The 23935-nt window shown below is 66.2% G+C and carries 17 protein-coding genes and 2 pseudogenes; 9 read left to right on the top strand and 10 right to left on the bottom strand.

Translation table 11 applies throughout. The features are described from left to right. Positions 1-68 precede the first annotated feature (68 nt). The 4 genes and pseudogenes from AC0KUR_RS11355 (at position 69) to AC0KUR_RS11340 (ending at position 4058) form a co-directional block, all read left to right on the top strand. The gene (locus AC0KUR_RS11355; protein ID WP_175029181.1) at positions 69-1193 is read left to right on the top strand and encodes an aryl-sulfate sulfotransferase; all 1125 of its coding nucleotides are present in this window, start codon (positions 69-71) and stop codon (positions 1191-1193) included. 58 nt (positions 1194-1251) lie between these two features. Further along, positions 1252-2607, top strand: coding sequence for a uracil-xanthine permease family protein (locus tag AC0KUR_RS11350; RefSeq protein WP_473375893.1), 1356 nt, complete (start codon positions 1252-1254; stop codon positions 2605-2607). Between the two features lie 137 nt (positions 2608-2744). Continuing rightward, a pseudogene (locus AC0KUR_RS11345) lies at positions 2745-3123 on the top strand (DUF2165 family protein); the annotation flags it as partial. Next, positions 3120-4058, top strand: a complete 939-nt coding sequence (locus AC0KUR_RS11340; RefSeq protein WP_473375892.1) for a tyrosine-type recombinase/integrase — start codon at positions 3120-3122, stop codon at positions 4056-4058. The pseudogene AC0KUR_RS11345 and the gene AC0KUR_RS11340, both read left to right, overlap by 4 nt. 37 nt (positions 4059-4095) lie before the next feature. Here AC0KUR_RS11340 and AC0KUR_RS11335 read toward each other — a convergent pair whose 3' ends face one another. The 3 genes from AC0KUR_RS11335 to AC0KUR_RS11325 form a co-directional block, all read right to left on the bottom strand. Then, the gene (locus AC0KUR_RS11335) at positions 4096-4575 is read right to left on the bottom strand and encodes an RES family NAD+ phosphorylase (RefSeq protein ID WP_034191114.1); all 480 of its coding nucleotides are present in this window, start codon (positions 4573-4575) and stop codon (positions 4096-4098) included. Next, positions 4572-5027: a type II RES/Xre toxin-antitoxin system antitoxin gene (gene parS / locus AC0KUR_RS11330; RefSeq protein WP_031403156.1), complete on the bottom strand. Its 456-nt coding sequence runs from the start codon at positions 5025-5027 to the stop codon at positions 4572-4574. The genes AC0KUR_RS11335 and parS overlap by 4 nt, the downstream gene beginning before the upstream one ends. Before the next feature lie 640 nt (positions 5028-5667). After that, on the bottom strand, positions 5668-6309 hold the full coding sequence (locus AC0KUR_RS11325; RefSeq protein ID WP_124610176.1) for an HD domain-containing protein: 642 nt from the start codon (positions 6307-6309) through the stop codon (positions 5668-5670). A 218-nt stretch (positions 6310-6527) separates the two neighbouring features. Between AC0KUR_RS11325 and AC0KUR_RS11320 the strand changes: the two genes are divergently transcribed. The 3 genes from AC0KUR_RS11320 to AC0KUR_RS11310 all read left to right on the top strand — a co-directional run bounded on the left by AC0KUR_RS11320 (position 6528) and on the right by AC0KUR_RS11310 (position 9123). After that, positions 6528-7493: a GlxA family transcriptional regulator gene (locus AC0KUR_RS11320; RefSeq protein ID WP_034191111.1), complete on the top strand. Its 966-nt coding sequence runs from the start codon at positions 6528-6530 to the stop codon at positions 7491-7493. Positions 7494-7809: 316 nt separating this feature from the next. Continuing rightward, complete coding sequence (locus AC0KUR_RS11315) at positions 7810-8121, top strand: DUF4148 domain-containing protein (protein ID WP_034191126.1); 312 nt, start codon at positions 7810-7812, stop codon at positions 8119-8121. 288 nt (positions 8122-8409) lie between these two features. Then, entirely contained in the window at positions 8410-9123 is a 714-nt protein-coding gene (locus AC0KUR_RS11310) for a dienelactone hydrolase family protein (protein WP_473375891.1), read from the top strand. A gap of 133 nt (positions 9124-9256) precedes the next feature. Here the strand turns inward: AC0KUR_RS11310 and AC0KUR_RS11305 are convergent, their stop codons facing one another. The 4 genes from AC0KUR_RS11305 to AC0KUR_RS11290 all read right to left on the bottom strand — a co-directional run bounded on the left by AC0KUR_RS11305 (position 9257) and on the right by AC0KUR_RS11290 (position 16324). Beyond that, positions 9257-10765, bottom strand: a complete 1509-nt coding sequence (locus AC0KUR_RS11305) for an efflux transporter outer membrane subunit (RefSeq protein WP_473375890.1) — start codon at positions 10763-10765, stop codon at positions 9257-9259. Between the two features lie 2 nt (positions 10766-10767). After that, a complete protein-coding gene (locus AC0KUR_RS11300; protein ID WP_175868201.1) occupies positions 10768-13959 on the bottom strand; it encodes an efflux RND transporter permease subunit in 3192 nt (1063 codons plus the stop codon). 15 nt (positions 13960-13974) lie between these two features. After that, the gene (locus AC0KUR_RS11295; protein ID WP_473375889.1) at positions 13975-15213 is read right to left on the bottom strand and encodes an efflux RND transporter periplasmic adaptor subunit; all 1239 of its coding nucleotides are present in this window, start codon (positions 15211-15213) and stop codon (positions 13975-13977) included. A 229-nt stretch (positions 15214-15442) separates the two neighbouring features. Then, a complete protein-coding gene (locus AC0KUR_RS11290) occupies positions 15443-16324 on the bottom strand; it encodes a LysR family transcriptional regulator (RefSeq protein ID WP_034191715.1) in 882 nt (293 codons plus the stop codon). A 743-nt stretch (positions 16325-17067) separates the two neighbouring features. Here AC0KUR_RS11290 and AC0KUR_RS11285 point away from each other — a divergent pair. After that, positions 17068-17898, top strand: coding sequence for an AraC family transcriptional regulator (locus tag AC0KUR_RS11285; RefSeq protein WP_231750657.1), 831 nt, complete (start codon positions 17068-17070; stop codon positions 17896-17898). 263 nt (positions 17899-18161) lie between these two features. On the opposite strand, the gene AC0KUR_RS11280 is transcribed toward AC0KUR_RS11285, so the two are convergent. Both AC0KUR_RS11280 and AC0KUR_RS11275 read right to left on the bottom strand, forming a co-directional pair. Further along, complete coding sequence (locus tag AC0KUR_RS11280; RefSeq protein WP_473375888.1) at positions 18162-19112, bottom strand: LysR family transcriptional regulator; 951 nt, start codon at positions 19110-19112, stop codon at positions 18162-18164. A gap of 301 nt (positions 19113-19413) precedes the next feature. After that, positions 19414-20712, bottom strand: coding sequence for an adenylosuccinate synthase (locus AC0KUR_RS11275; protein WP_473375887.1), 1299 nt, complete (start codon positions 20710-20712; stop codon positions 19414-19416). 140 nt (positions 20713-20852) lie between these two features. Here AC0KUR_RS11275 and gcvA point away from each other — a divergent pair. Next, a pseudogene (gcvA, locus tag AC0KUR_RS11270) lies at positions 20853-21758 on the top strand (transcriptional regulator GcvA). Between the two features lie 152 nt (positions 21759-21910). Here gcvA and AC0KUR_RS11265 read toward each other — a convergent pair. Next, positions 21911-22225 (bottom strand): DUF4148 domain-containing protein, encoded by a 315-nt coding sequence (locus AC0KUR_RS11265; RefSeq protein ID WP_124610123.1) that lies wholly within the window; start codon positions 22223-22225, stop codon positions 21911-21913. Positions 22226-23935: the final 1710 nt, after the last annotated feature.

The raw sequence follows: 23935 nt of genomic DNA, 5'->3' as shown, positions 1-23935 counted from the left end.
AAGAATAATCCAGTTTCACTGACTCTCCGGATCGTCTAGATTGCGCTGCATTCCCGTGTTCGACTCGAATGGAGACCGCAATGACGACCGTCGACCAGATTACCCAGCGGCGCCGCGGCGTCGGCCTCATCGCCCACGATCCCGCCCTGTCCGCGGGCGGCTATACGCTCATCGCGCCGCAAACGGCGGACGGCAACGTCTATCTCGTCGGCATCGACGGCGAGGTCGCCCATCAGTGGAAAATGCCCGTGCGCCCCGGCCGTCACGCGGTCATCCTCGCGAACGGCAACCTCGGCTACAACGGCAATCACCCGCAATCCGAATCCCGCTACGCGCCGTGGTCGATGTGGCATGGCGGCGACTTCTACGAGGTCACGCCGCAAGGCGAAACGGTGTGGCGCTACGAGGATCCCGCGCATCACCACGATGCGCAGTGGCTGCCGAACGGCAACCTGCTCTACGCCGCGTGCGAACCGGTCGACGCCGCGTTCGCGCGGCGCGTGCCGGGCGGTACGCCGCACGGCGACGACGACGTGATGTACGCGGACGTGATCCGCGAAGTGAACCGGGCCGGACAGATCGTGTGGGAATGGCACGCGCGCGAGCACCTGCGACCCGAGGATTTTCCGATCGCGGCCGGGTTCGGCCGCTATCACTGGCCGCTCGTCAACGGTCTCGCGGTCGACACGAACGGGCGCGTGCTGATGAGCCTGCGCACGACGTCGGGGATCATCGGCGTAAACCGCGCAACCGGCCGCGTCGACCTGCACGTCGGGCCGGACGTCGTGTCGCACCAGCATGCGCCCGTGCCGCTCGCGAACGGCAACATCCTCGCGTTCGACAACGGCAATTTCCGCCACGGCGCGCACGTCGTGTTCTCGCGCGTCGTCGAGATCGATCCCGCGACGCAACGCGTCGTCTGGTCGTACACGGACGACGTCGTGAACCTGTTCTACACGCCGTTCATGGGCAACGCGCAGCGCTTGCCGAACGGCAACACGCACATCACCGAATCGTCAACGGGCCGGCTGTTCGAAGTGACGCCGGCCGGCGAAGTCGTGTGGGAATACGTGATCCCGTGGTTCGCCGAATACCCGGACGAGGCCGCGCGCAAGACCGGCCCCGGCCAGCTGAACAGCGTGTTCCAGACGTTCCGCTACAGCGCCGCGCAACTGCCCTGGCTACGGACCTGACGCGTCGTTCGCCGTTGTATTCCTGCCATCGTCGCCGTTCGCTTCCGAGGGGCCTGCCGTGTCGCACGATCCGATCTCACCGCCCGTCGATGCACGGTTGCCCGCGTGGCAGCTCGCGCTGTTCGGGCTGCAGCACGTGCTGTCGATGGCCGCGTCGCCGATCACGGCCGTCTTCCTCATCGCGAAAGTCCTGGCGCTGCCGGCCGACCTGACGGTCCAGCTGATCGGCGCGACGTTCTTCGCGTGCGGCGTCGGCACGCTGGTGCAATCGCTCGGTGCCGGCCCGATCGGCGCACGCATGCCGTTCGTGATGGTGCCCGGCGGCGCACCGACGATGCTGTTCGCGGGCATCGCCGCGCAGTCGGGCCTGCCGACCGCCGCTGGCGCGGCGCTGCTCGCCAGCGCGTTCTACTGGGTGCTGCTGCCCGTGTTCACGCGCTGCCTGCGGCTCTTTCCACGCGTCGTCGTCGGCGCGATGCTGTTGCTCGTGTCGATCAACCTGATCCGGATCTACGCGGCGATCGTCGTCGGCCAGCCCGGCTCGGCCGACTTCGCGCAGCCGCGCGCGCTCGGTCTCGCGCTTGCGACGATCGTCGCCACCGTCGCCGTCGCCGGTGCGTTTCGCGGCACGCTCGGGCGCCTCGCGGTACTGATCGGGTTGATGGCCGGCGCGACGCTCGGCTGGGCGCTCGACGCGATGCCAGCGCTCGCCGGCGTATGGCACGGCCCGTGGTTCACGCATCCGGTGTGGCTGCCGTTCGGGATGCCGCGCTTCGACGTGCTGGCCGCGCTGCCGCTGCTGATCTTCACCGCGATCTCGATGGCCGAGGCCACCGCGCAGACCGTTGCCGTCGGCGAGACGTGCGGCAAGGCGGTCTCGATGACGCGCGACGTGCCGAAGACGATACGCGGCGATGCACTGGCGTCGCTGGCCGGCGCGCTGTTCGGCACGCCGCTGATCGTGACCAGTGCCGAGAACATCGGCGTCGTACAGACGACCGGCGTGCGCTCGCGCTACGTGACGGCCGCCGCCGGCGCAATCCTGATCGTCATTGCGCTGTTCGCCCCGCTCGCGCGACTCGCGTATGCGATTCCGGCCGCCGTCGTCGGCGGCACCGCGCTGGTCGTGTTCGCGATGATCGGCGTGATGGGCATCCGGCTGCTCGCCGGCGTCGACCTGCACGCGCGCGCCAACCAGTACACGCTCGCGGCCGCGCTGGTGGTCGGTCTCGCGCCGATCCTGGTGCCGAACCTGTATCGTCAATTCGGCACGCCTGTCCAGATCGTGCTCGGCAACGGCATGGCGGCCGGCACGCTCGCGGCCATCGCAACGCAACTGGCATTCGCCGCGCTCGCGCGGTTGAGCGGACAGACTCAGGCAAGCGTGCCGCCGGCACCTTCGCGCGAAGCGTAACGGCGATAACGGGCAGCGCGGCGCACGCTGCGCTCCGCTTGACGACTTCCTCCGTTCGACCGGCAAGCGCCGCTCTCTCCTGGCGCCGGCACTCGATCCAGCCGGCACGCGTGTCTCCTCGGCGCCGCGCCGGCTTCGGGTATATCGGCATCATCATCGCGATGGAAACGGCGACGGCCTTGCCGTGCCGAATCGGCGCGGTCCGGTTGCTGCGCGCGCCGCGCCGGCGAAGCGGCGTTCCGCACGGCCAAGGCACACGCGATCGCCGGCCTGACGCTCGGCCTCCTCACGTGACAGGTTGCGTTCATGTCGGTCGGCGGCGAATGGTTCGGGATGGGGATGTCGAGGCAATGGAACGGCGTACCGGACGCGTTCCGCTTCTTCATCACGCTGCCGCTCGTGCTCGTCTACCTGACGATGAACACCGACGGAATCGACGAGACGCGTGTCGCGCCGAACGGATGGACATCGGGACGATTGCCGGCGTCACCGCGTCCGGCTATAAATCGTGGATGAACACGAATCGCTGGATTCACGACCCCGTCGGCGCGTTTCGCGCATGGCAGGAAACCGCCGCGACGGGCGCCGGCCGCCGGCCGTTCGCGCCGCGTTCGGTCGTGCAGCACGTCGCGATGTTCGAGCGGTTCCTGCGCCATCTGATCGCACAGCGCGTGTCGCTGGTCACGTTCGGCCCCGACCACGTCGCGGCGTTCCTGGCGGAACTCGACCGTACCTGCGCACCCGGCACGTCGACGCGCGTGCGCTATGCGAAGCTGATCGACCGGCTGGGGCGGCATCTGGTCGACACCGGTGTGCGGACGATCCACCCGGCAGGACGGACGACGCGCGATCTCGCCTGGCCGGCCGGCGAGCCGGAGCCGTGCTACCTGCCGCCCGACGCCGACGCGGAGCTGCAGCGCCATGTCCAGCCTCGGCCGGACGACTCGCCCACCGACTACCGGAATCGCGCGATCGTCGCGCTGCTGCTTGCCAGCGGCATCACATCGGCCGAGATTCGTGCGATGCCCCGCGCCGCGCCCGATCTCGACGCGCAGCCACCGGCGTTGTCCGTGCCGCGCGATCGCGCGCGGCCGGCGCGCCGGGTCGAACTGGCCGAATTCGCACTGGCGCCGCTCGCCGCGTGGCGCGCGCATTCGGCGGACACGCCGGCACCGGCGCTGCTGTTCCCCGCACCGCGCGGCGGTGGCGCGATGAACGACATGTTCCTGCTGCTCGTGGTGCGCGAAGCGCTCACCGCGATCGGCTTCCACGCGGCGGACATGAGCCCGCGCGTGCTGCGCAACACGTATGCGCGCCGGCAGTTGCTCGCGGGCCACACGCATGCCGAGGTCAGTGCGATGCTCGGCCTCGTCAGCACGCGAACGGTCACGCGCATCCGGCAGACGCTGCCGCCGGACGCAGCCGCGGATCGCGCTGCGCACGAACGCTGAACGCGTGCGCGGAACGCACCCTTTTCCTTCCCGTTCGTTATGCGCCCGACTTCGACTGGATCAGGCGCAGGATTCGCGTGTCGTACGGCGATTGCATGACTTCCGCGATGCGAATCTCGGATGCGGCCGGATGCAGCGGATTCAACAGGAAGTTGTGCGCGTGCGGCACGACTACGCTCGGCACGCGCAGCAGCGCGCTCGGCTGCGTATGCAGCCATTCGGTGCCGGCGCTGCGGGTCCAGTCGACGTTCGTTTGCCAGTCGTCCGGTGCGTCGCCTTCCGCGATTTCGGCGACATCCACCGAATCGGGCACGTCGATCCGCAGCAGCTGGTATCCGCTCGGCAATTGGGCAACGGTGGCGATTTCGAAATGAACGAGCGTCTCGAGCAGCGCGAGCGCCGGGTGTTCGGCGAGATAGACGACGGGCTGCCCGGCAAAATGCCAGCGCCCGCCGGCCCGCAACCCGCCGATGCCCTTCAGATCGGCGTAATTGCTGATCCGCCACAACGTCGTCAAGCGAAATACCCCTCGTCGATTTGCGTGAGGACTTCCTCGACGAGGCGAGCACCGTGCTCGGTGCTCGCCATGTCGAGCGACGTGCGGCCGCCGAAGCGCTGCAACCCGTTGCGCAACCACGCCATCGCCTTGTCCTGGTCGCCGAACGTGGCCGTCGCCTGCGCGACGATGCGCGCGAGGCGGATCGCCTTGTCGGATTCCTCCGGCGACAGACGTTCGTGCGCCTGGCGACGATGGCTCAGCGTGCGGCGCGGAATGATGAAGGCCAGTTCGTCCGATTTCAGCCCGCGCTCGGACAGCCGGTCGATCACCGATACGTCGACACGCGCGCTCGCGAGCTCGGCCAGATCGGCGCCCGAACGGACACGGATCGCCAGCAGCTGCTCGAGAATCGTGAATTCGGCCTGGCGCGGATGCGCGACGCCTGAAGGATGAAAAGCGATGGTGCTCATGACCTCTCTCCGGCAATTTGCCCAACCATTATAGGCGTTTTGCCGAAAACTTGCGGGAGGACGAGCCAAAGCTGCTGTCGTCGGCCGGTCGACGGGCTCGGCCAAGGATCCCCCTCCTGCCCCTGGCAGCAGCTTCTGAGGACGCGAATCGAAGATTCGCTTCGATGAGGCGGAACCATTATTCAGTATATAAAGTCCGCTGAAATGTCTTACGGTTGTCACGTAACAACCCTTTTATTGAATTAAATCGCGCCGCTGAATCGGCATCTGCCATCGCGCAATGTACATTTGTCGACCGGAGCGCCCGGCCCGGTTACTCGCCGACCACCATGACGAAACACGTCCCGCGGCCCCCTCGCTCCGGATTCGCGCCCCGATCCCGCACTTCTCGCCATCGCTCATGAACGTCCGGTTCGAGATCTCATCGCCGTACGGCCCCACTTGACGCTGTCGTCGAACCATGTCGAGCCCATGCCGACGCAGCGGGTGTCGGGTACGTCCTGAGTATGGACGCCATCAGAACGCCGGTCCCGGCCGAACATCCGGTAGGGCAACGCCCCTACTCCCCCAGGCAGCTACCCTGCCACCGGCACGCACGGTTCCGCCCGGTGCAGCGGAACGTGCGCGATACCCGATGCAATCAGCCGGCCCACGCCGACGACCGGATCACGCTGCAGAAATTGCCGGCGCGGAAATGCGGATCCTTGTCCGCGATCACATCGGCCTTCACGTTGCCGAACGTCGTGCCGGGCTTGTGCTTGATCCCGTCGTAGAACGCCTGAATGATGTCTTCCTTGAAGTGCGGCGTACGCGGATGCGCGCGAACGACGGCCTCGCGCTCGACGTCGCTGTATTCCGGATACGTGAGGCCCAGCACGTCCATCTCGACGCCCGCGGTGACGAGCGCGATCACCGGATGCATGTGCTGCGGAATACCGGGCGTGGTGTGCAGCGCGATCGAAGTCCACACAACGTCGATATCCTGCTGCGAGATGCCCTTGCCCTTCAGGAAATCGCGGGCGGCATTGGCGCCGTCCACTTCGAAGCGCTCGCATGCGCTGCTGTGCTTGTGAGTGAGCCCCATGTCATGAAACATGCAGCCGCAGTAGAGCAGCTCGGGATCGTACTCGAGCCCGCGGCGCCGGCCCGCCAGCGCCGCGAAATAGTAAACGCGACTCGAATGATGGAACAGCAGCGGCGACGCGGTATCGCGAACGAGTTCGGTGATCTCGCGCGTCAATTGGCTATCGGGGATGGCGATGCCTGCAACGTTCTCAGTCATGATTGACCTCCATTGAAAACACTCCCGATTTTCCAAAGCCCGATAGCTGTCTTCAATAGACGTATTACGTCAAATCCTGCCATTTCGCGCGATGGACGGACGTGATGCCTGCGTGACCGAAAAAACACCGAAAAAGGGCTCCGCCGCCTCGCTCGATGCGCCACCGGCCCCTCTATACTGCTGCGCATCACCTTAGATACAGCACGCATCCGATCACCATGCCGAAGGTCGTGGGAATTTTCGCCGTCCCGGGCGTTCAACTGCTCGATGTCTCCGCACCGCTCGACGTGTTCGCACAGGCGAATGCCGAATGCGGGAGGCCGTTCTATGCATTGCGGATCATCGCGAGCGAATCCGGTCCGATCCGCAGTTCGTCCGGTGCGCAACTGCTGCCCGACTGGATCGTTCCCGACATCCCGGAGCGCATCGACACGCTGCTGGTCGCGGGCGCGCCGAGCGCGGGCCGCGTCACGCTGCGCACCGATGTCCTCGCGTGGCTGCGATCGGCGGCCGTGCAGAGCAAGCGCTACGGCTCGATCTGCACCGGCGCGTTCATCCTCGCCGCCACCGGCCTGCTGAAAGGCCGCCGCCTGACCACGCACTGGGCCGCCGCCGACGCGCTGACAGAAGCCTATCCGTCGCTCGCCGTCGATGCCGATGCGCTGTACGTGCGCGACGGCAAGCTGCGCACGGGCGCCGGCGTCACGGCCGGGCTCGATCTCGCGCTCGCGCTGGTCGAGGAAGATCTCGGCCGCGAGATCGCACGGCGCGTCGCCGCGCAACTGGTGATGTTCTTCAAGCGCCCTGGCGGGCAGCTCCAGTTCAGCCGCAAGGGCGAAGCGCGCCCCACCGGGCGCTCGGTGCTGCAGGAGGTACAACGCTGGATCGCGGCGAATCCGGAACTCGCGCATTCGGTAGCCGACCTGGCGAAGCATGCGGGCATGAGCCCCCGCCACTTCGCGCGGCTGTTTCGCGCCGAGGTGGGCATGACGCCGGCCGCGTGGGTCGAGGCAACCCGCATCTCGGCGGCCCGCCAGTTGCTCGAGAACGGCCACGACACGCCGAAGCAGGTCGCCGCGAAATGCGGCTTCGCGAATGTCGACACGCTCAGGCGGTCGTTCACCCGCCACGTCGGGATTACGCCGGCCGAGTACCGGAAACGGCAGGCGGTTCCTGTGGAGTGATAGGACAACGCATCGACGATGGCGACTGCACCGGTCAACTATTTCGGAATGCGATGTAATTGAGCGTCACGCGGCAACGGGCGGTTTGACGGTATCGAGCCCTGTCGGGCCGAATCCGGAGCGCTCATCGGCGTATGCCCGCGGCCCGTCACGCCCGCAATCATCGGATGAAACCGCCACTCACGCCGATCGTTTACCCAATTGCAATAATGAATCACTGGAACGCGTATTTCCGACCGGTAACGCGATCGCTACGATGCAATCAACCGCTGAACGCAACGAGCGAAGCGAGAAATCCATGAAACCGGAGGTCACCATGAAGTCGTTCATCACCGCTGTCGTCGCCGCAACCGCCCTGTCCGCCTCGTACGGCGCATTCGCACAATCGAACCCGTCGGGCCAGCTGACGCGCGCCCAGGTCCGTGCGGAACTCGTGCAGCTCGAACAGGCCGGCTACAAGCCCGAAGTCTCCGATCAGTATTACCCGCGCGCGCTGCAAACCGCCCAGGCGCGTGTGACGAACGCCGATGAAGCCGGTTACGGCGCCCAAGCCGCCGCCGGCGTGCGTGCCGGCCGCGCAATCGCGGTCAAGCAGGAAGGCCGCGACTCGGTCTATTTCGGCCAGTAAGCCGATCCCGCGCGCGTATCCCGGTACGCGCGCGGTACCCGCAACACCCCGCGCCCGTTCATCGGGGCGGGGTGTTTGCTTTTCGGCCACCCGCTCCGGGCACCGATCACGTGCGGCACAGCACCGTTCACGCAGCCAGTGGATGTTTGCGCATAGAATGGCCGCGTGGTCGGTGCCGGCCGACTCGAACGCGAGCGGCACCACGACGCCCGGCATGCCCGATCGTCGCCGCGCCCGCTGGCCGGCCCGATGCCGCGCTCAACGCATTTTTCGAAAAGGAGCGGTTTCATGTCACAAACATCCGGTTCCATGATCACGTTTCTCCGCCCGGACGGCCAGGAACTGCAGGGCTATCTCGCGACGCCCGCAAAGACCGAAGGCGCGCCTGCCGTCGTCGTCATCCAGGAATGGTGGGGGCTGAACGACCAGATCCGCGGCGTCGCGGACCGCCTTGCGCGCTGCGGTTACTTCGCGCTGGTACCCGATCTGTATCGCGGCAAGTCGACGGTCGAGGAAGAAGAAGCGCACCACCTGATGACCGGCCTCGATTTCGGCGATGCCGCGTCGCAGGACATTCCCGGCGCCGTCACGTATCTGAAGACGCTGGCCTCGCGGGTCGCGATCACGGGCTACTGCATGGGCGGCGCCCTCACGCTGCTGTCGCTGCAACACGCCGATGCGGATGCGGGCGTGACGTGGTACGGCTTCCCGCCGCTCGACTACATCGATCCGGCGAAGCTCAAGGTGCCGCTGATGGGCCACTGGAGCACGCAGGACGCATTCTTCACAATCGACCAGGTCGACGCGCTGGAAAAGAAGCTGACCGATGCGAAGGTCGGCTTCGAGTTCCATCGCTATCTCGCGCACCACGGGTTCGCGAACGAAACGGCCGTCGGCCCGGGCCGCATCTCCAGCACGCAGTTCGATCCGGTGTGGTCGCAAATGGCCTGGGATCGCACGCTGACCTTCTTCGGCCGTACGCTTTGGACGACACAGGCGTAACGTAACGCGACGCCCTTCGCGGGCGGCCGTGCAAATGAAAACGCCACGGACGCAAATCCGTGGCGTTTTCGTTTCCGCATACCGCCGGTTCGAAACGACAGGCGCGGCTGGCCGCCCCTGCGCTTCGTTGCGCTTACCCGTTTGTCGCAGCCGCCTTGTCGTAATCGACCGGCGCATCCGGCGCGCGCGGCGTTTCGCCTGCGTGCTGGATCCAGCCGCCGCCCAACGCGCGGTACAGGTCGACCAGGTTCGTCCAGCGCGCCAGACGTGCGCTGATCAGCGTCTGCTGGGCCGAGTACAGGTCCGTCTGCGCGGTCAGCACCGACAGGTAGCTGTCGACGCCGTTCTTGTAACGCAGGTCCGACAGGTCGAAACGACGCTGCTGCGCATGCTCGTTGCGCTCCAGCGCCGCGATCTGCTGGTCGTACGTGCCGCGTGCGGCGAGACCATCCGCCACTTCGCGGAACGCCGACTGGATCGCCTTCTCGTAGTTCGCGATCTCGATGCGCTTCTGCACGTTCGCCAGGTTCAGGTTCGCGATGTTCTGTCCGCCTTCGAAGATCGGCATCGTGATCTGCGGCGCGAACGACCACGCCGCCGTGCCGGCCTTGAACAGGCCGCCGAGCGTTGGGCTGCCGGTGCCGAATGCGCCCGTCAGCGAGATGCGCGGGAAGAACGCCGCACGTGCCGCGCCGATGTTCGCGTTCGCGGCCAGCAGCGTCTGCTCGGCCTGCATCACGTCCGGACGACGCGTCAGCAGATCCGACGGCAGCCCGGCCGGCACGTCCGTCAGCAGGTTCTGCGCGTCCAGCGGCATGCCCGCCGGCAGGTCGTCCGGCAGCGGTTCGCCGATCAGCAGCACCAGTGCGTTCAGCGCCTGCGCACGCGCACGCGCCTGCGCCTGCTGGTTCGCGAGCGCCGTCTCGACCACCGTCTGCGCCTGACGCAGCTCGAGCTCGGAGCCCGTGCCGTTGTCGAACTGCAGCTTCGTCAGGTCGTACTGCGCCTGCGCGGACTTCAGCGTGTTCTCCGTGACCTTCAGCAGGTCGTCGGTCGACAGCAGCGTCAGGTACTGGTCGGCCACGGAAGACACCAGCGAGATTTCCGACGCCTGCCGCGCGTACGACGTCGACAGGTACTGCGCGAGCGCCTGGTCCTTCAGGCTCTGCACGCGGCCGAACAGGTCGAGCTCCCACGACGCCGACAGCCCGACGTTGTAGGCACGCGAGATATACGGCGCACCGGTCGTCGACAAGCCCTGCGGCACGCGCTGGACGTTGCCCGTGCCCGTACCGTCGAGCGTCGGGAACAGGCCCGCGCGCGTGATCTGGTAATGCGCGCGCGCCGCCTCGATGTTCAGCACCGACACGCGCAGGTCGCGGTTGTTCTTCAGCGCGATCTCGATCAGCCGCTGCAGGCGCGGATCGACGAAGAACTCGCGCCAGCCGATGGCCGTCGCCGCCTGGCCGTTCGCGCTGCGCGCGCCGGCCGCACCCGGCTGCGTCGCGTAGACGCCGCCGGCCGGGTACGCCTGCGCGACGGGCGCATCGGGCCGCTTGTAATGCGGCGCCATCGTGCAGCCCGTGGCGAACAGCGCGGCGGCCAGTGCCGCCATCGTTGCAGTCAAAGCATGTTTTTGCATCGTTATCGCCCCTTCGAATCGTGTGCGTCGTCGTGACCGCGCTGCAGGTCGCCCTGCACGAGACGCCATGCATCGTCGACGTTTTCCGTCTCGCCGCTGAAGATCGCGCGAACCCGCACGAAGAACATCGGGATCATGAAGATCGCGAGGAACGTCGCCGTGATCATCCCGCCGATCACGCCGGTACCGATCGCATGCTGGCTGGCCGAGCCCGCGCCGTTGCTGATCGCGAGCGGCAGCACGCCGAGCATGAAGGCGAGCGACGTCATCAGGATCGGGCGCAGTCGCAGGCGCGCCGCCTCGATCGCCGCCCGCACCGGCCCCATGTTTCCGGTCGCCTGCAACTCACGCGCGAATTCCACGATCAGGATCGCGTTCTTCGCGGACAAGCCCACGGTGGTCAGCAGGCCGACCTGGAAGAACACGTCGTTCTCGAGGCCGCGCAGCATCGTCGCGAGCAGCGCGCCGACCACGCCGAGCGGCACGACCATGATCACCGAGAACGGGATCGACCAGCTTTCATACAGTGCCGCGAGACACAGGAACACGACGAGGATCGAGATCGCGTACAGGATCGGCGCCTGCGAGCCGGACTGGATTTCCTGGAACGACAGGCCGGTCCACGAATAGCCGATGCCTTCCGGCAGCTTGCTCGCGAGCGCCTCCATCGCGGCCATCGCCTGGCCGGTCGACTTGCCCTCCGCAGCCTGCCCCTGGATCTCGATCGACGACACGCCGTTGTAGCGTTCGAGCTTCGGCGAACCGTAGATCCAGTGGCCGCTCGAGAACGCGCTGAACGGCACCATCCCGCCCGAACTGTTGCGCACGTACCAGATGTTCATGTCCTCCGGCGTCATCCGGAACGGCGCATCCGACTGCACGTAGACCTTCTTGATCCGGCCATCGGTATCGAGGAAGTTGTTCACGTACTGCGACGCCCACGCGATCGAGAACGTCTGGTCGATCGCAGCGGCCGTGACGCCGAGTGCATTCGCCTTCTCGCGGTCGATGTCGACCTTGTACTGCGGCGTGTCGTTCAGGCCGTTCGGGCGCACGAGCGCGAGCGCGGGATCCTTCGCGGCCATCCCGAGCAACTGGCCGCGCGCGGCCATCAGCGCTTCGTGGCCGAGACCGGCGTTGTCCGTCAGCTCGAAGTCGAAGCCGGCGGCCGTGCCGAGTTCGGGAATCGACGGCGGGTTGAACGGAATCACCATCGCGTCCTTGTAGGTCGAATAGTGCGCAAAGGTGCGGCCGATCAGCGCCTGGACCTTCTGGTTCGAACGCTGGCGCTGCTCGTACGGCTTCAGCTTCACGAACACGAGGCCCGCGTTCTGGCCGCGGCCCGCGAAGCTGAAGCCGTTGACCGTGAACACCGAGTCGACCACGTCCTTCTCCGCGGTCGTCAGGTATGTATTGATGTTGTCGAGCGTCTTGCCGGTCGTCTCCTGCGTGGAGCCGGACGGCGTCTGCACGATCATGAACATGTAGCCCTGGTCTTCATCGGGCAGGAAGGATTTCGGCAGGCGCGTAAACATCACGCCGACCGCGATGAACACGGCCAGATAGATCACGAGCCAGCGGCCCGAGCGCCGGATCACGTGATTCACGCCACCCGTGTAGCGATCGCGGCTGCGATCGAAGGTCCGGTTGAACCAGCCGAAGAAGCCCTTCTTCTCTTCGTGATGCCCTTGCGGAACCGGCTTCAGGATCGTCGCGCACAGTGCCGGCGTCAGGATCAGCGCGACAAGCACCGACAGCACCATCGCCGACACGATCGTCAGCGAGAACTGGCGATAGATCGCACCGACCGAGCCGCCCGAGAACGCCACCGGCACGAACACCGCCGACAGCACGAGCGCCACGCCGACCAGCGCGCCGGTGATCTGACCCATCGCCTTGCGGGTCGCCTCCTTCGGCGACAAGCCCTCTTCCGCCATCACGCGCTCGACGTTCTCGACCACCACGATCGCATCGTCGACCAGCAGGCCGATGGCAAGCACCAGGCCGAACATCGACAGCGTGTTGATCGAGAAGCCGGCGACGCCCATGATCGCGAACGTGCCGAGCAGCACGACCGGCACCGCGATCGTCGGGATGATCGTCGCCCGCAGGTTCTGCAGGAACAGGTACATCACGAGGAACACGAGCACGATGCCCTCGATCAGCGTCTTGACCACTTCCTCGATCGACAGGCGCACGAACGGCGTCGTGTCGTACGGGTAGTGGACGACCAGACCGTGCGGGAAGTACTTCGACAGCTCGTCGATCTTGGCCCGCAACGCAGTCGCGGTCGCCAGCGCATTCGCACCGGTCGCGAGCTGGATGCCGAGACCGGCCGTCGGCTGCCCCATGTATTTCGTGTCGAACGTGTAGTTCTCCGAACCCAGCGCCGCGCGGCCGACGTCCTTCAGTCGAACCTGCGAGCCGTCCTGGTTGACCTTCAGCAGGATGTTGCCGAACTGCTCGGGTGTGCGCAGCAGCGTCGATTCGGTGATCGTCGCCTGCAGCACCGTTCCCGGCTTCGCCGGCGTGCCGCCGATTTGGCCGCCCGCGATCTGCACGTTCTGCTGCGTGATCGCCGTCGATACGTCGATCGGCGTGAGGCCGTAGTTGGTCAGGCGGGTCGGGTCGAGCCAGATCCGCATCGAGAACTGCGAACCGAGCAGCAGTGTCTGGCCGACGCCGTTCACGCGGCTCAGTGGATCGAGCACGTGCGAGGCCACGTAGTTCGTCAGGTCCTCCTTCGACATCCTGCCGTCCTCGGAGTTGAACGCGAACCACATCAGCCAGTTGCTGCTCGACTTCGTGACCTGCATGCCGAGCTGCTGCACGACTTGCGGCAGGTTCGGCGTCGCGAGCGACAGCTTGTTCTGCACCTGCACCTGCGCGACGTCCGGATTCGTGCCCGGCGAGAAGGTCAGCGTGATCGTCGCATTGCCCGAGTCGTCGCTCGTCGACGACATGTACAGGAAGTTGTCGAGACCGCTCATCTGCTGCTCGATCACCTGCGTCACCGTGTCTTCCACCGTCTTCGCGGATGCGCCCGGGTAGTTCGCCTGGATCTGGATCGTCGGCGGTGCGATCGTCGGATACTGCGCGATCGGCATCTTGAAGATCGATGCGACGCCGGCCAGCATCAGCACGATCGCGATCACCCACGCGAAGATCGGGCGATCGATAAAGAACTTGGCCATGAAACGGACTCCCTGTTATTGCGCGGCCGACGCGGCGGCCGAACTCGCAGCAGCATTGGCGGCGGTACTCGCCGGCGTGGCACCCGCCGCTACGGCGGACGCCGCATCCGGCGCCGGCGCGAGCTGCGCCTCGACGGTCTTCACGGTCGCACCCGGGCGCACCTTTTCGCCGCCCTGCACGATCACGTGATCGCCCGCCTGCAGACCGCCTTCGACGATCCAGTTCTGACCCTGCATGCCGGTCGTCTTCAGCGGACGCGGCTCGACCTTGTTGCTGGCGTTCACCACCAGCGCGATCGCCTGCCCCTTCTGGTCGTGCGTGACGCCGATCTGCGGCACCAGGAACGCGTTCTCGTTCACGCCCTCCTCGATCCGCGCGCGCACGAACATCCCCGGCAGCAGCACGCGGCCCGGGTTCGGGAACACCGCGCGGATCGTCACCGAGCCGGTGGTCTGGTCGACCGTCACGTCCGAGAACTGCAGCTTGCCCGCTTCCGAATAGGTCTTGCCGTCTTCCAGGATCAGCGACACCTTCGCCGCGCCCGGGCCGCTCGTCTTCAGGCGCCCGCTCTGCACGTCCTGGCGCAGCTTCAGCCCTTCGAGGCTCGACTGCGTGAGGTCCACGTACACCGGATCGAGCTGCTGCACGGTCGACATCAGCGTCGCCTGGCTCGCCTGCACGTACGCACCCGGCGTCACTTGCGAGATGCCGACACGGCCCGTGATCGGCGACACGACATCCGTATAGCCGAGGTTGATCTGCGCGGTGTCGACCGCCGCCTTGCCGGCCGCGACGTCCGCCGCGGCCTGGCCCTGCGTGGCCACCGCATTGTCGTAGTCCTGCTTGCTGACCGCGTTCGCGGCCACCAGCACCTTGTAGCGCGCGACCAGCGCGTTCTGCGTGACGAGGTTCGCCTGCGCCTTCGCGAGCGTCGCCTTCGCGCTGTTCAGCGCGGCGACGTACGGCGCCGGGTCGATCTTGTACAGACGCTGACCGGCCTTGACGTCGCTGCCTTCGGTGAATTCACGGCGCAGCACGATGCCGTCGACCCGCGCGCGCACCTGCGCGACGAGGAACGCGCTGGTGCGGCCCGGCAGGTCGGTGAAGACCGGTACGGCCTGCGGCTGGACGGCGACGACGCCGACTTCAGGTGTTTGCGGCGGCGGTGCCGATTCTTTTTTTCCGCAGGCAGCCAGGAAAACCGCGGCTGCCGCGACAGTGATCAAGCGGTATGGAACCCGTTCGACGCGCATGGAGCGACCTCTCACAAATAGACGACATTCAATGGGAATCACCAGATCTCCTCGCGGCCTGCATGCGCGGGCGGAATGCTCTCGCTTCCGTCCGACACGCATGCGGGCACGTGCTTCGGGTGTGCGGTGCACCCTGCGGAGCGTTCGTTTGCCGAACTGCTTCCGTAAAAAGGAACGGCGAGCCCGCGGCCCCGACGGGCACGCGTTGCCGCGGCGGCCAGCCGGGACGCTAGCGCGCGGGCCGGAACGCGGCGCCGGCGAATTCGATGAACGCGCGCGCGGCGGCCGACAAACGCGCGGCACGCACATGCGCGAGCTTCAGCGTGACGGGCGCGAGCGGGCGAACCGGTGCGATACGCACCAGCGTGCCGGCCGCCAGATCGGCGTCGACGAGATACGCGGGCAGTACCGCCGCGCCCATGCCGGCCACGGCCAGCCGTCGTGCCATCTCGAGATGGCCGACGCCCGCATTGCCGGGTGCCGAGCCCGGTCGAATCGCGGCCGCAGGGTCGTCGTCGGCCGCCGGCGGTTCGAACCGGACGGTCGTGAGATCCGGCCAGCCGCCCGATGCCGCCGCGCCGCCCTGTGCGGCGACGTAACCCGGCGCCGCGACGCGCACGGATTCGTACGCGGCCAGCGTATGCAGCGCGTGCGCACCGGATACCGGCATACCGTCGATCAGGAATGCGACGTCGATGTCCTCGGCAGTCAGGTCGACGTACGCATCGGTCAGCGTCACGGTCGGCCGCACGTCCGGAAACAGGTGCACGAAACGATCGAGCAACGCGCTCAACTGGCTGAGCCCGAACGCAACCGGCGCGGCCACGCGCAACGCCCCTTCCGGCTTGCTGCCCATCGCGACGAAACGGCCGTCGATCTCGTCGATCGCGCCCAGAATCCGCTCGACGCGCGCGAGATACAGCTCGCCGATTTCCGTCAGCGACTGGTGGCTGGTGCTGCGTTGAAGCAGGCGCGCGCCGAGCCGCGTTTCGAGCGCATCGACCAACCGGCTCGCCATCGCCGTCGACACGCGCAGCCGCGTCGCCGCGCGGCGGAACCCGCCTTCTCTTGCCACCGTCACGAATGCCCGAATCGATTGAAGTTGGTCCATTTGTCCGGATTCCCCTGCGCGGACGGCTGCCGTTCCACCTGCACCCGCCGGCACGTCGCGTGCCGATCCGCATCAGCCCGGCCAATGCAGCGGCGCCGACGCCGGCCACGCCGGGCCGGTCGGCACGCTCGCGACGGGCGCGAGTCGGCATACAACGGGCGCAAGCCAGCCTCGGCCGGCCCGATGTACGATCATTCGATAGCAGTCCTGAGTCTTTTCCAGCGATTCGCGGCGGCAACACGTGCGGCAGCGGCCGCGGATCATGCGACGGTTTTGCCTGCGTCACACGAACGCACTGGAACACATTTCTTTCAGCAGGTGCAATGGTATGAAAACCACCGGGAAATAGCTTGCCCGATCCTGCGATTGTTTTGCCTTAATTTCCGAATTTGTGCGCTGCACACCTCGCAACGACGGGCGATGCGACCACCGACCATGCAGGTCCGGATGATCGGGCTAATTTCCGACAGGTTTGGGCAATCCGGCGCACGCAACTGGTCGTACGATGTGACCGCCGTGCCGGCGCCCCTGCCTGTTTCTCGACGGGGAATCGCCGCCGCGCACCTCGCCTCGCTCACTCCGCCATCCGCTCACGCAACATGGAAACCGACGCCCGAACGCCACCGCGCCCCCTGCCCGATTACGTCCCGCGGTCGCCGGCACGGCCGCACGCGGCCCGGCTCGCGGCGTTGATCGCCGCCTACGCGCCGCACGACGGGTGGTTCGACCTCCCGGTGCGCGGCATGCGCATCTCACGCGCGTCCGGCGCGCCGGCGCAGTGGAACCACGGCGTGCACCACGCGTGCATGAGCATCGTCGGGCAAGGCGCGAAGTCGATGCGGGTCGGCGACGACACCTACACGATCGACGAAGCGCGGATGCTGGTCGCGACGGCCGACGTGCCCGTCACCGGCCGCGTGACGCGCGCAACGCCCGCCGAGCCGTTCCTTTACGCGCAGCTCGAACTCGATCCGGCGCGCATCGCCGCGCTCACGCCACGCGTGTTCCCGCGCGGGTTGCCGAAAACCGTCGACTGCGGCGCGCTCGACACGCACGACGCGACGCCGGAAATCGTCGACGCCGTCGCGCGGCTGATGCAGTTGATGGCGCAACCGGTCGAGCTCGACCTGCTCGCGCCGCTGATCGTCGACGAAATCCTCATTCGGCTGCTGCGTGGTCCGTCGGGTGCACGCGTCGCGCAGGTTGGCGAGGCCGGTTCGACGGCGCAGCGCATTTCGCGCGCGGTCGCGTGGATTCGCGACCACTACCGCGATCCGATGACGGTCGACTCGCTCGCGCGGCAGGTCGACATGAGCCCGTCGACTTTTCATCACCACTTCCGTGCGGTCACGTCGATGAGCCCGTTGCAATGCCAGAAGGTGCTGCGACTGCAGGAAGCGCGCCGCCTGATGTGCCTGTCGGCGATGGATGCGCGGCAAGCGTGCCGCAGCGTGGGCTACGTCAGCGCGTCGCAGTTCAGCCGCGAATATGCGCGGCTGTTCGGCGACGCGCCGGGCCGCGACGTCGCGAGGCTGCGAGGCGAAGCGGTGCCGCTGTCGCGCGTCGCGCCATAAGCCGCTTCACGCTGGCCGTATGCGCGTGCGTGCCCCGCCCTTCTTCCCGCTCTCATTCGCCCGTTCGGCCAGCACGGCTTCGTCGATGCAGCGGGCGAAGTATTCGGCCGACGACGTGGGCACCACGCTGTCGCGAAACAGAAGATACAGGTGGCGCGCCGGGTGTGCGCCAGTAGCCAGCGCCGCCAGCAAATATAGGAATACGTATTATTTAAGCTAGTAAGGATCGGTATGCGGCGCTCGCGCACCGCACCATGCCTGAATCAGGAATTGCGTGACGCGCAGGACGCGGTCACCGCAGCCTCGTCGGCGGCCAGCAACTCGGGCACGCATTCGCGCAGGAAATCGACGAACGTGCGGATCTTCGCGTCGAGATACTGACGCGACGCGTACAGCGTATAGACCGTCAGCTTCTGCAACCGGTATTCGGGCAGCACGCGCACCAGCGCACCGCTCGCGAGCCCGGGCAGGGCGGCCGGGATCGGCAGCGAGCCGATCCCGAGGCCGGCACGCAGCGCGGCGCCAAGCGCTTCGGCGATGTTTACCTGGAAATCCGGCAACGGCAGCTCGAACGTTTCACGACCATTGGGGCCATCGAGATGCCAGCAGTCGCGCGGAAAGAGCGACGTGACGATCTGCAGGCACGCATGACCTTCGAGGTCGCTCACCGTGTGCGGCGTACCCCGCGCCTTCAGGTACGCGGGTGACGCGCACAGCACGCTGCCCACGTCGCCGAGCCGCTGCGACACGAGCCCGGAATCGGGCAGCTCGGTCGTGCTCAACTGCAGCGATACGTCGTAGCCTTCGTCGATGATGTCGGGCACGTGCTGCGACAGCGTCAGCTCGACCGCGACCGACGGATAACGCTCACGGTAGCGCACGACCGCGGGCACCACGTAGGACTGGCCGAAACTCGTCGTCGCGTGAACGTGCAGCCGCCCCGACGGTTTCGCCTGTGCGTCGGCCGCCTCGGCTTCCGCTTCGTCGATATAGCCGAGGATCCGCTGGCAGCGGTCGAGATAGCGCTGCCCGGCGTCGGTCAGCGCAATGCGGCGCGTGCTGCGGTTGAGCAGGCGCGTGCGCAGATGCGTTTCGAGTTGTGCGACCGAACGCGATGCGTAGGCCGTCGTGATGTCCAGGCGATGGGCCGCACTCGTGAAACTGCCCTCCTCCGCAACCCGGACGAAAATGCGCATCATCTGTAACGTGTCCATCGACCTGTCCCCGGGATTGAGATCACGTCGCGCCGCCGTGCGGCCTGGGTGCCGGCGGCTCCGGCACAGGCCGGTCTGGCGCGAATTGTGCGGAACAGTACAGCAGCGCTGCAGGCGTGTCCAGTTCGCCGTACGCGGCGTAATCCGGATGCCGAATCGTGCCGCGGAATCGCTTGTCGCATGGCATCCGGGCCGCGCGTGCACGCACCCGAGCATCAACGGGCATTGGGCATCGGGCCGGCAAAAACGACCCGCCGGCCGCGATGCCGCGGCGCAATTTACGCCCTCCCCGTTTCGCGCGTCACGCAGCGGCCGCCACGTCGAAAGGATTGCGCAACACGATCGTGTCGTCACGCTCCGCACCGGTCGTGATCATCGACACCGGTGCGCCCGCGACCGCTTCGACGCGCGCGATGAAATCCTGAGCGGCGCGCGGCAGCGCCGCGCGCTCGCGCACGCCCTTCACGGTGCCGTGCCAGCCGTCGAATCTTTCGTATACAGGCTTCGCACGCGCCTGCGCATCGAGACTCGCAGGCAGATGGTCGACACGCGCACCGTCGAGTTCGTAACCGACGCACAGCGCGATGGACTCGAAGCCGTCGAGCACGTCGAGCTTCGTGATTGCGAGCGAATCGATGCCCGAGATCCTGACGGCCTGACGCAGTTGTGCGGCATCGAGCCAGCCGCAGCGTCGCGGCCGGCCGGTATTGACACCGAATTCCTGCCCGCGCGCGCGCAGCGCTTCGCCGGTGACGTCGTTCAGCTCCGTGAGGAACGGGCCGCCGCCGACACGCGTCGCATACGCCTTGGTCACGCCCAGCACATGGCCGAGCTTCGACGCGCCCAGGCCGGTGCCGGCCGCGGCGGCCGACGCCACGGTGCCCGACGACGTCACGAACGGGTACGTGCCCCAGTCGATATCCAGCATCACGGCCTGCGAACCCTCGAACAGGATGCGCTCGCCGCGATCGGTCGCGTCGTTCAGATCGGCCCAGACGGGGCGCACGAACGGCAGGATCTTCGGCGCGAGGCCGACCAGCGTCGCCAGCATCGCGTCGCGGTCGTATTCGTCGAGCCCCAGGCCCCGGAACCACGCGTTGTGATGATCGACGAGCACGTCGAGCTTGGCGGCAAGCCGGCCAGGCTCCGCGAGATCGCCGACGCGCAGACCGCGGCGCCCGACCTTGTCCTCGTAGGCCGGCCCGATCCCGCGCAGCGTGGTGCCGATTGGTTCGCGGCGCTGGCGCTCCTGCACCTGGTCGATTGCGCGGTGAATCGGCAACACCAGCGTCGCGTTCTCGGCGATCGACAGATTGTCCGGTGTCACCGACAGCCCGAGCCTGGCCATCCGCCCGATTTCCGCGAGCAGCGCTTCCGGATCGAGCGCGACGCCGTTGCCGATCACGCCGCGCTTGCCGCGCACGATGCCGCTCGGCAGCAGCGCAAGCTTGTACGTCTTGTCGCCGACGACCAGCGTATGGCCCGCGTTGTGGCCGCCGTTGTAGCGCGCAACGAGATCGGCCTGGGCCGCCAGCCAGTCCACGACGCGCCCCTTGCCCTCGTCGCCCCATTGGGCGCCTACTACCACCACGTTCGGCATGCTCCGCACTCCATGTGAGAAATTCAGACACTCGTTCGGCCGTGCCGGCCGTTTGTGTGCCATGTTGGCGGAGCTGGATCGCCCGATCAAACGATTAAACCTGAACCTTCGTGTGAGTAAAAATCACGCGAAACGAAGCAATGGCCCGACGACTTCCCCCGTTGAATTCGCTGCGCGCGTTCGAAGCCGCCGCGCGGCTCGGCAGTTTCACGCTGGCCGCCGACGAGCTGTGCGTGACGCACGGCGCGATCAGCCGGCACGTGCAGCAACTGGAGGCGTGGCTCGGGCGGCCGCTGTTCGAACGCCACAACCGGCGCGTCGAACTGACCGACGCCGGCCGTGCGTATCTCGCCGAGGTCGGCGCATCGTTCGACCGGATCGCGCTCGCCACCGCGCAACACTTCGGTCACGCGCAGCAGCGCGTGCTGCGCGTCAGCGCGCCCGCGACGTTTTCGCTACGCTAGCTCGTGCCGAAGCTGTCATCGTTCCAGGTCGCCCATCCGGCCATCGAGGTGCGGTTGTCGACGTCGAACGAGCCGATCGAGAAATTGCGCGACAAGGTCGACCTGATCGTTCGCGGCGGCCCGCAAGCCATCGACGGTTACGTTGCCGAGGAATTCCTGTCGGAAGTTCGGCTGCCGGTGTGTGCGCCGAAGCTGCTGGAGGGACGGCCGCTGGACACGCCGGCCGATCTCGCGGGCTTCACGCTGCTGCACGCGGCCACCTATCCCGGCATGTGGCCCGAGTGGCTCGCGGCGGCCGGGCATCCGAATCTTGCACCGCGGCACTCGCTCACGCTCGAGCATTTCTACCTGACGCTGCAAGGTGCGCTCGACGGGCTGGGCGTCGCCATGGGGCCGATCGCGCTCGTCGCCGACGATATCGCCGAAGGGCGGCTCGTGCAGCCGTTCAGCGAACCGGCGCTGCCGCCGTGGCGCTACTTCACGTACGTCGCATCCGCGCAGGCAAACGACGATGCCGTGCGTGCATTCAAGGACTGGCTGAAAACGACGGGGAACGCGACCGAGCGGGACGGACGGCACTGACCGCGTCGAGGAGTCGGTCGTGCGTAACGAGAAAGGCAGGATTCCGAATCAAACAACGGAAATTCACGGAACGTGATTTTAGGCGTGCACCGCGTGATCGTGATGCACACGGCAAGGCGCGGCTCACACCGCGCCTTGCCGTCGGACGACGCTTACTGGCTTGCTGCAGCGCCGGCTTTCTTCTCCGCGTTCTGCAGGTTCTGCGGATAGTTCGGATCATTGGCCGCCGGCTTGTAACCGGCATCTTCGAGTTTCTTCAGCTCGGCGGTGTTCTTCGCACGAGCAGCCTTGCGCTCGGCCTTGCGTTTGGCCCTGGCCGCCTTGCGTGCTTCGCTCTTCGCTGCCTTCGCATCCTGTGCGGCAGGCGCGCTGGCGGCGTCGGTCTGTGCAAACGCGGGAGCTGCCGAGCCGAACAGGAAAGCGGCTGCGGTAGCAGCCAGCGCGAGTTTTCTGATCTGGATTTGCATCGCTGAACTCTCTTTTTTGATGACTATCACGGATTGAACAACCATCGAGATACCGCCCCTGTCCTGATCGGTTGTCATGTCGCGATCAGGACCTGTGCATCATAACCGTGTCGCGAAAAATGTGGCGTGAACGTGATGACGGAATCGGGATACATGTATGGGAGAAGATGGGGCTCCGCACCGGCGTCATGTGCTAGAGACCGCGACGCTTATCGCCCGGTTCGGGAACGGCGACGGATTGTGCACGCACGATAGGCCGCTGTTTCACAGGTGGTGATGTCGACATGCTCATCCATGATCCCCGCAGCAGCAGTCGATCTGTGCGTCACGTTGCCATTCGACGCGGCTCGAGCGACGGTTCCTCCCATAAACGGTCACGATTCGGTTCCTCCGGCGATCGGGACGATCGCGTCGAGTCGCCGCGTCGTGATGTTGGCGGTCACCTGTGGCTTGGGTGACCTGTTGAGGTGAAGGTCGTCATTGACGGGTACGTATGACGAAAAGCCGAACACTGTGTGGTGAAGACGTCGATCGGCGTCACTTCACGCATGCATCGAGAAAGCGCAAGCGACTGTGCTTGCGGGTACATCACACCGCGAGCATTTGCCACAGACTTTTTATTTGATCGCTCAGGTGGCCCACCCGTTGAGCGGTATCGCGATCGACACGGTTTGCCGAACCCAGTGCGGTACCGAAAGGTGAGCCTTTCCGGGAGCCACTTGCGATTCGGCGACGGTGAGCTTCGTCATAGACCGGATCTTCACGTCGGCTCGGAACGATCTTCGGATCGGTCCTGGAGCCGGCGAGCTGTGCGGAAGGTGTTCGCCATGACGATCGCTCGCGGTCGGTCGTGCGGCTTTTGGCGGCTTGCCAGAGCCACAGTGCGACGGCTCGGTTGGTCCAAAGGTAGAAAATCGGGAAGCCGCCGCGTGGACACGCAGTCCGGGACGATTGCCTCTGCGCACAGTCCACAGGCTGAATTTGTTCGAAACATGCCGGTTGGCGACCGGTAAAAAGTTGTCCACGGACGCGGGATCACGAGGACAAAAATCCACTCGCCCGCAATCCACGATGATTTCGAACTGCTGCCGGCGATTCCGAAGACAGCCACCGCGGTGGCCGTGGACCTGCTCTGTCGGCCAAACGCAAGCGCGCGGGTGATCAGGAAGTGGATTCGTCGATCCCATAAACGGGAACCTGTACGCCGAATCGGGGGATTTCCTCGTGGTTTCCTCCCATAGGTTTCTACGTTTCGGCGTTTGTGAGTAGGCACTCACCCCTCCGGAAAGCCTTGTCGGGCCTGAAACCCTCGCAGGACAGGGTCCCAATCTCAGGTTCTGCACGGCTGGATCGGTCGTTCCGCGCGTTTTCCGTACCACAGACGGCTACCGTAGGTAGCGGTTTATGGGGTTCGTCTTTCTGTGGGAGCACACGTGTGTTTACATCTTTTGTAAACCACGTTTACTTCTTTAACTACTTTTAGACGGCTCACAGCCTTGTGCCACAAGGGTTTGAGCGGTGTTCGGTACCCATTTATGGGAGCACAGGTGGAAGGGTCTGGGGTTTCAGGTCTGTGGATTTGGGGAATGGGGTACCGAGTTGTGGGGATTGGGGGTTGTGGATATGGGGCGAGCGTACCCGGTTATGGGAAATCGGTCGTAAATCGCGCTGGGTAGTCGTCTATGGGGATGCTTGAGGGTAGCCTTTTAT

Source organism: Burkholderia sp. YHN3-13 (genome assembly GCF_055810675.1).
This window is presented reverse-complemented; position numbering and strand designations above follow the sequence as displayed.

Coding starts and splice junctions, on each gene's coding strand:
- AC0KUR_RS11355 (WP_175029181.1), top strand. CDS start 69: ATGGAGACCGCAATGACGACCGTCGACCAGATTACCCAGCGGCGCCGC.
- AC0KUR_RS11340 (WP_473375892.1), top strand. CDS start 3,120: ATGAACACGAATCGCTGGATTCACGACCCCGTCGGCGCGTTTCGCGCA.
- parS (WP_031403156.1), bottom strand. CDS start 5,027: ATGAGCACCATCGCTTTTCATCCTTCAGGCGTCGCGCATCCGCGCCAG.
- AC0KUR_RS11325 (WP_124610176.1), bottom strand. CDS start 6,309: ATGACTGAGAACGTTGCAGGCATCGCCATCCCCGATAGCCAATTGACG.
- AC0KUR_RS11320 (WP_034191111.1), top strand. CDS start 6,528: ATGCCGAAGGTCGTGGGAATTTTCGCCGTCCCGGGCGTTCAACTGCTC.
- AC0KUR_RS11315 (WP_034191126.1), top strand. CDS start 7,810: ATGAAGTCGTTCATCACCGCTGTCGTCGCCGCAACCGCCCTGTCCGCC.
- AC0KUR_RS11310 (WP_473375891.1), top strand. CDS start 8,410: ATGTCACAAACATCCGGTTCCATGATCACGTTTCTCCGCCCGGACGGC.
- AC0KUR_RS11305 (WP_473375890.1), bottom strand. CDS start 10,765: ATGCAAAAACATGCTTTGACTGCAACGATGGCGGCACTGGCCGCCGCG.
- AC0KUR_RS11300 (WP_175868201.1), bottom strand. CDS start 13,959: ATGGCCAAGTTCTTTATCGATCGCCCGATCTTCGCGTGGGTGATCGCG.
- AC0KUR_RS11295 (WP_473375889.1), bottom strand. CDS start 15,213: ATGCGCGTCGAACGGGTTCCATACCGCTTGATCACTGTCGCGGCAGCC.
- AC0KUR_RS11290 (WP_034191715.1), bottom strand. CDS start 16,324: ATGGACCAACTTCAATCGATTCGGGCATTCGTGACGGTGGCAAGAGAA.
- AC0KUR_RS11285 (WP_231750657.1), top strand. CDS start 17,068: ATGCGCATCTCACGCGCGTCCGGCGCGCCGGCGCAGTGGAACCACGGC.
- AC0KUR_RS11280 (WP_473375888.1), bottom strand. CDS start 19,112: ATGGACACGTTACAGATGATGCGCATTTTCGTCCGGGTTGCGGAGGAG.
- AC0KUR_RS11275 (WP_473375887.1), bottom strand. CDS start 20,712: ATGCCGAACGTGGTGGTAGTAGGCGCCCAATGGGGCGACGAGGGCAAG.
- AC0KUR_RS11265 (WP_124610123.1), bottom strand. CDS start 22,225: ATGCAAATCCAGATCAGAAAACTCGCGCTGGCTGCTACCGCAGCCGCT.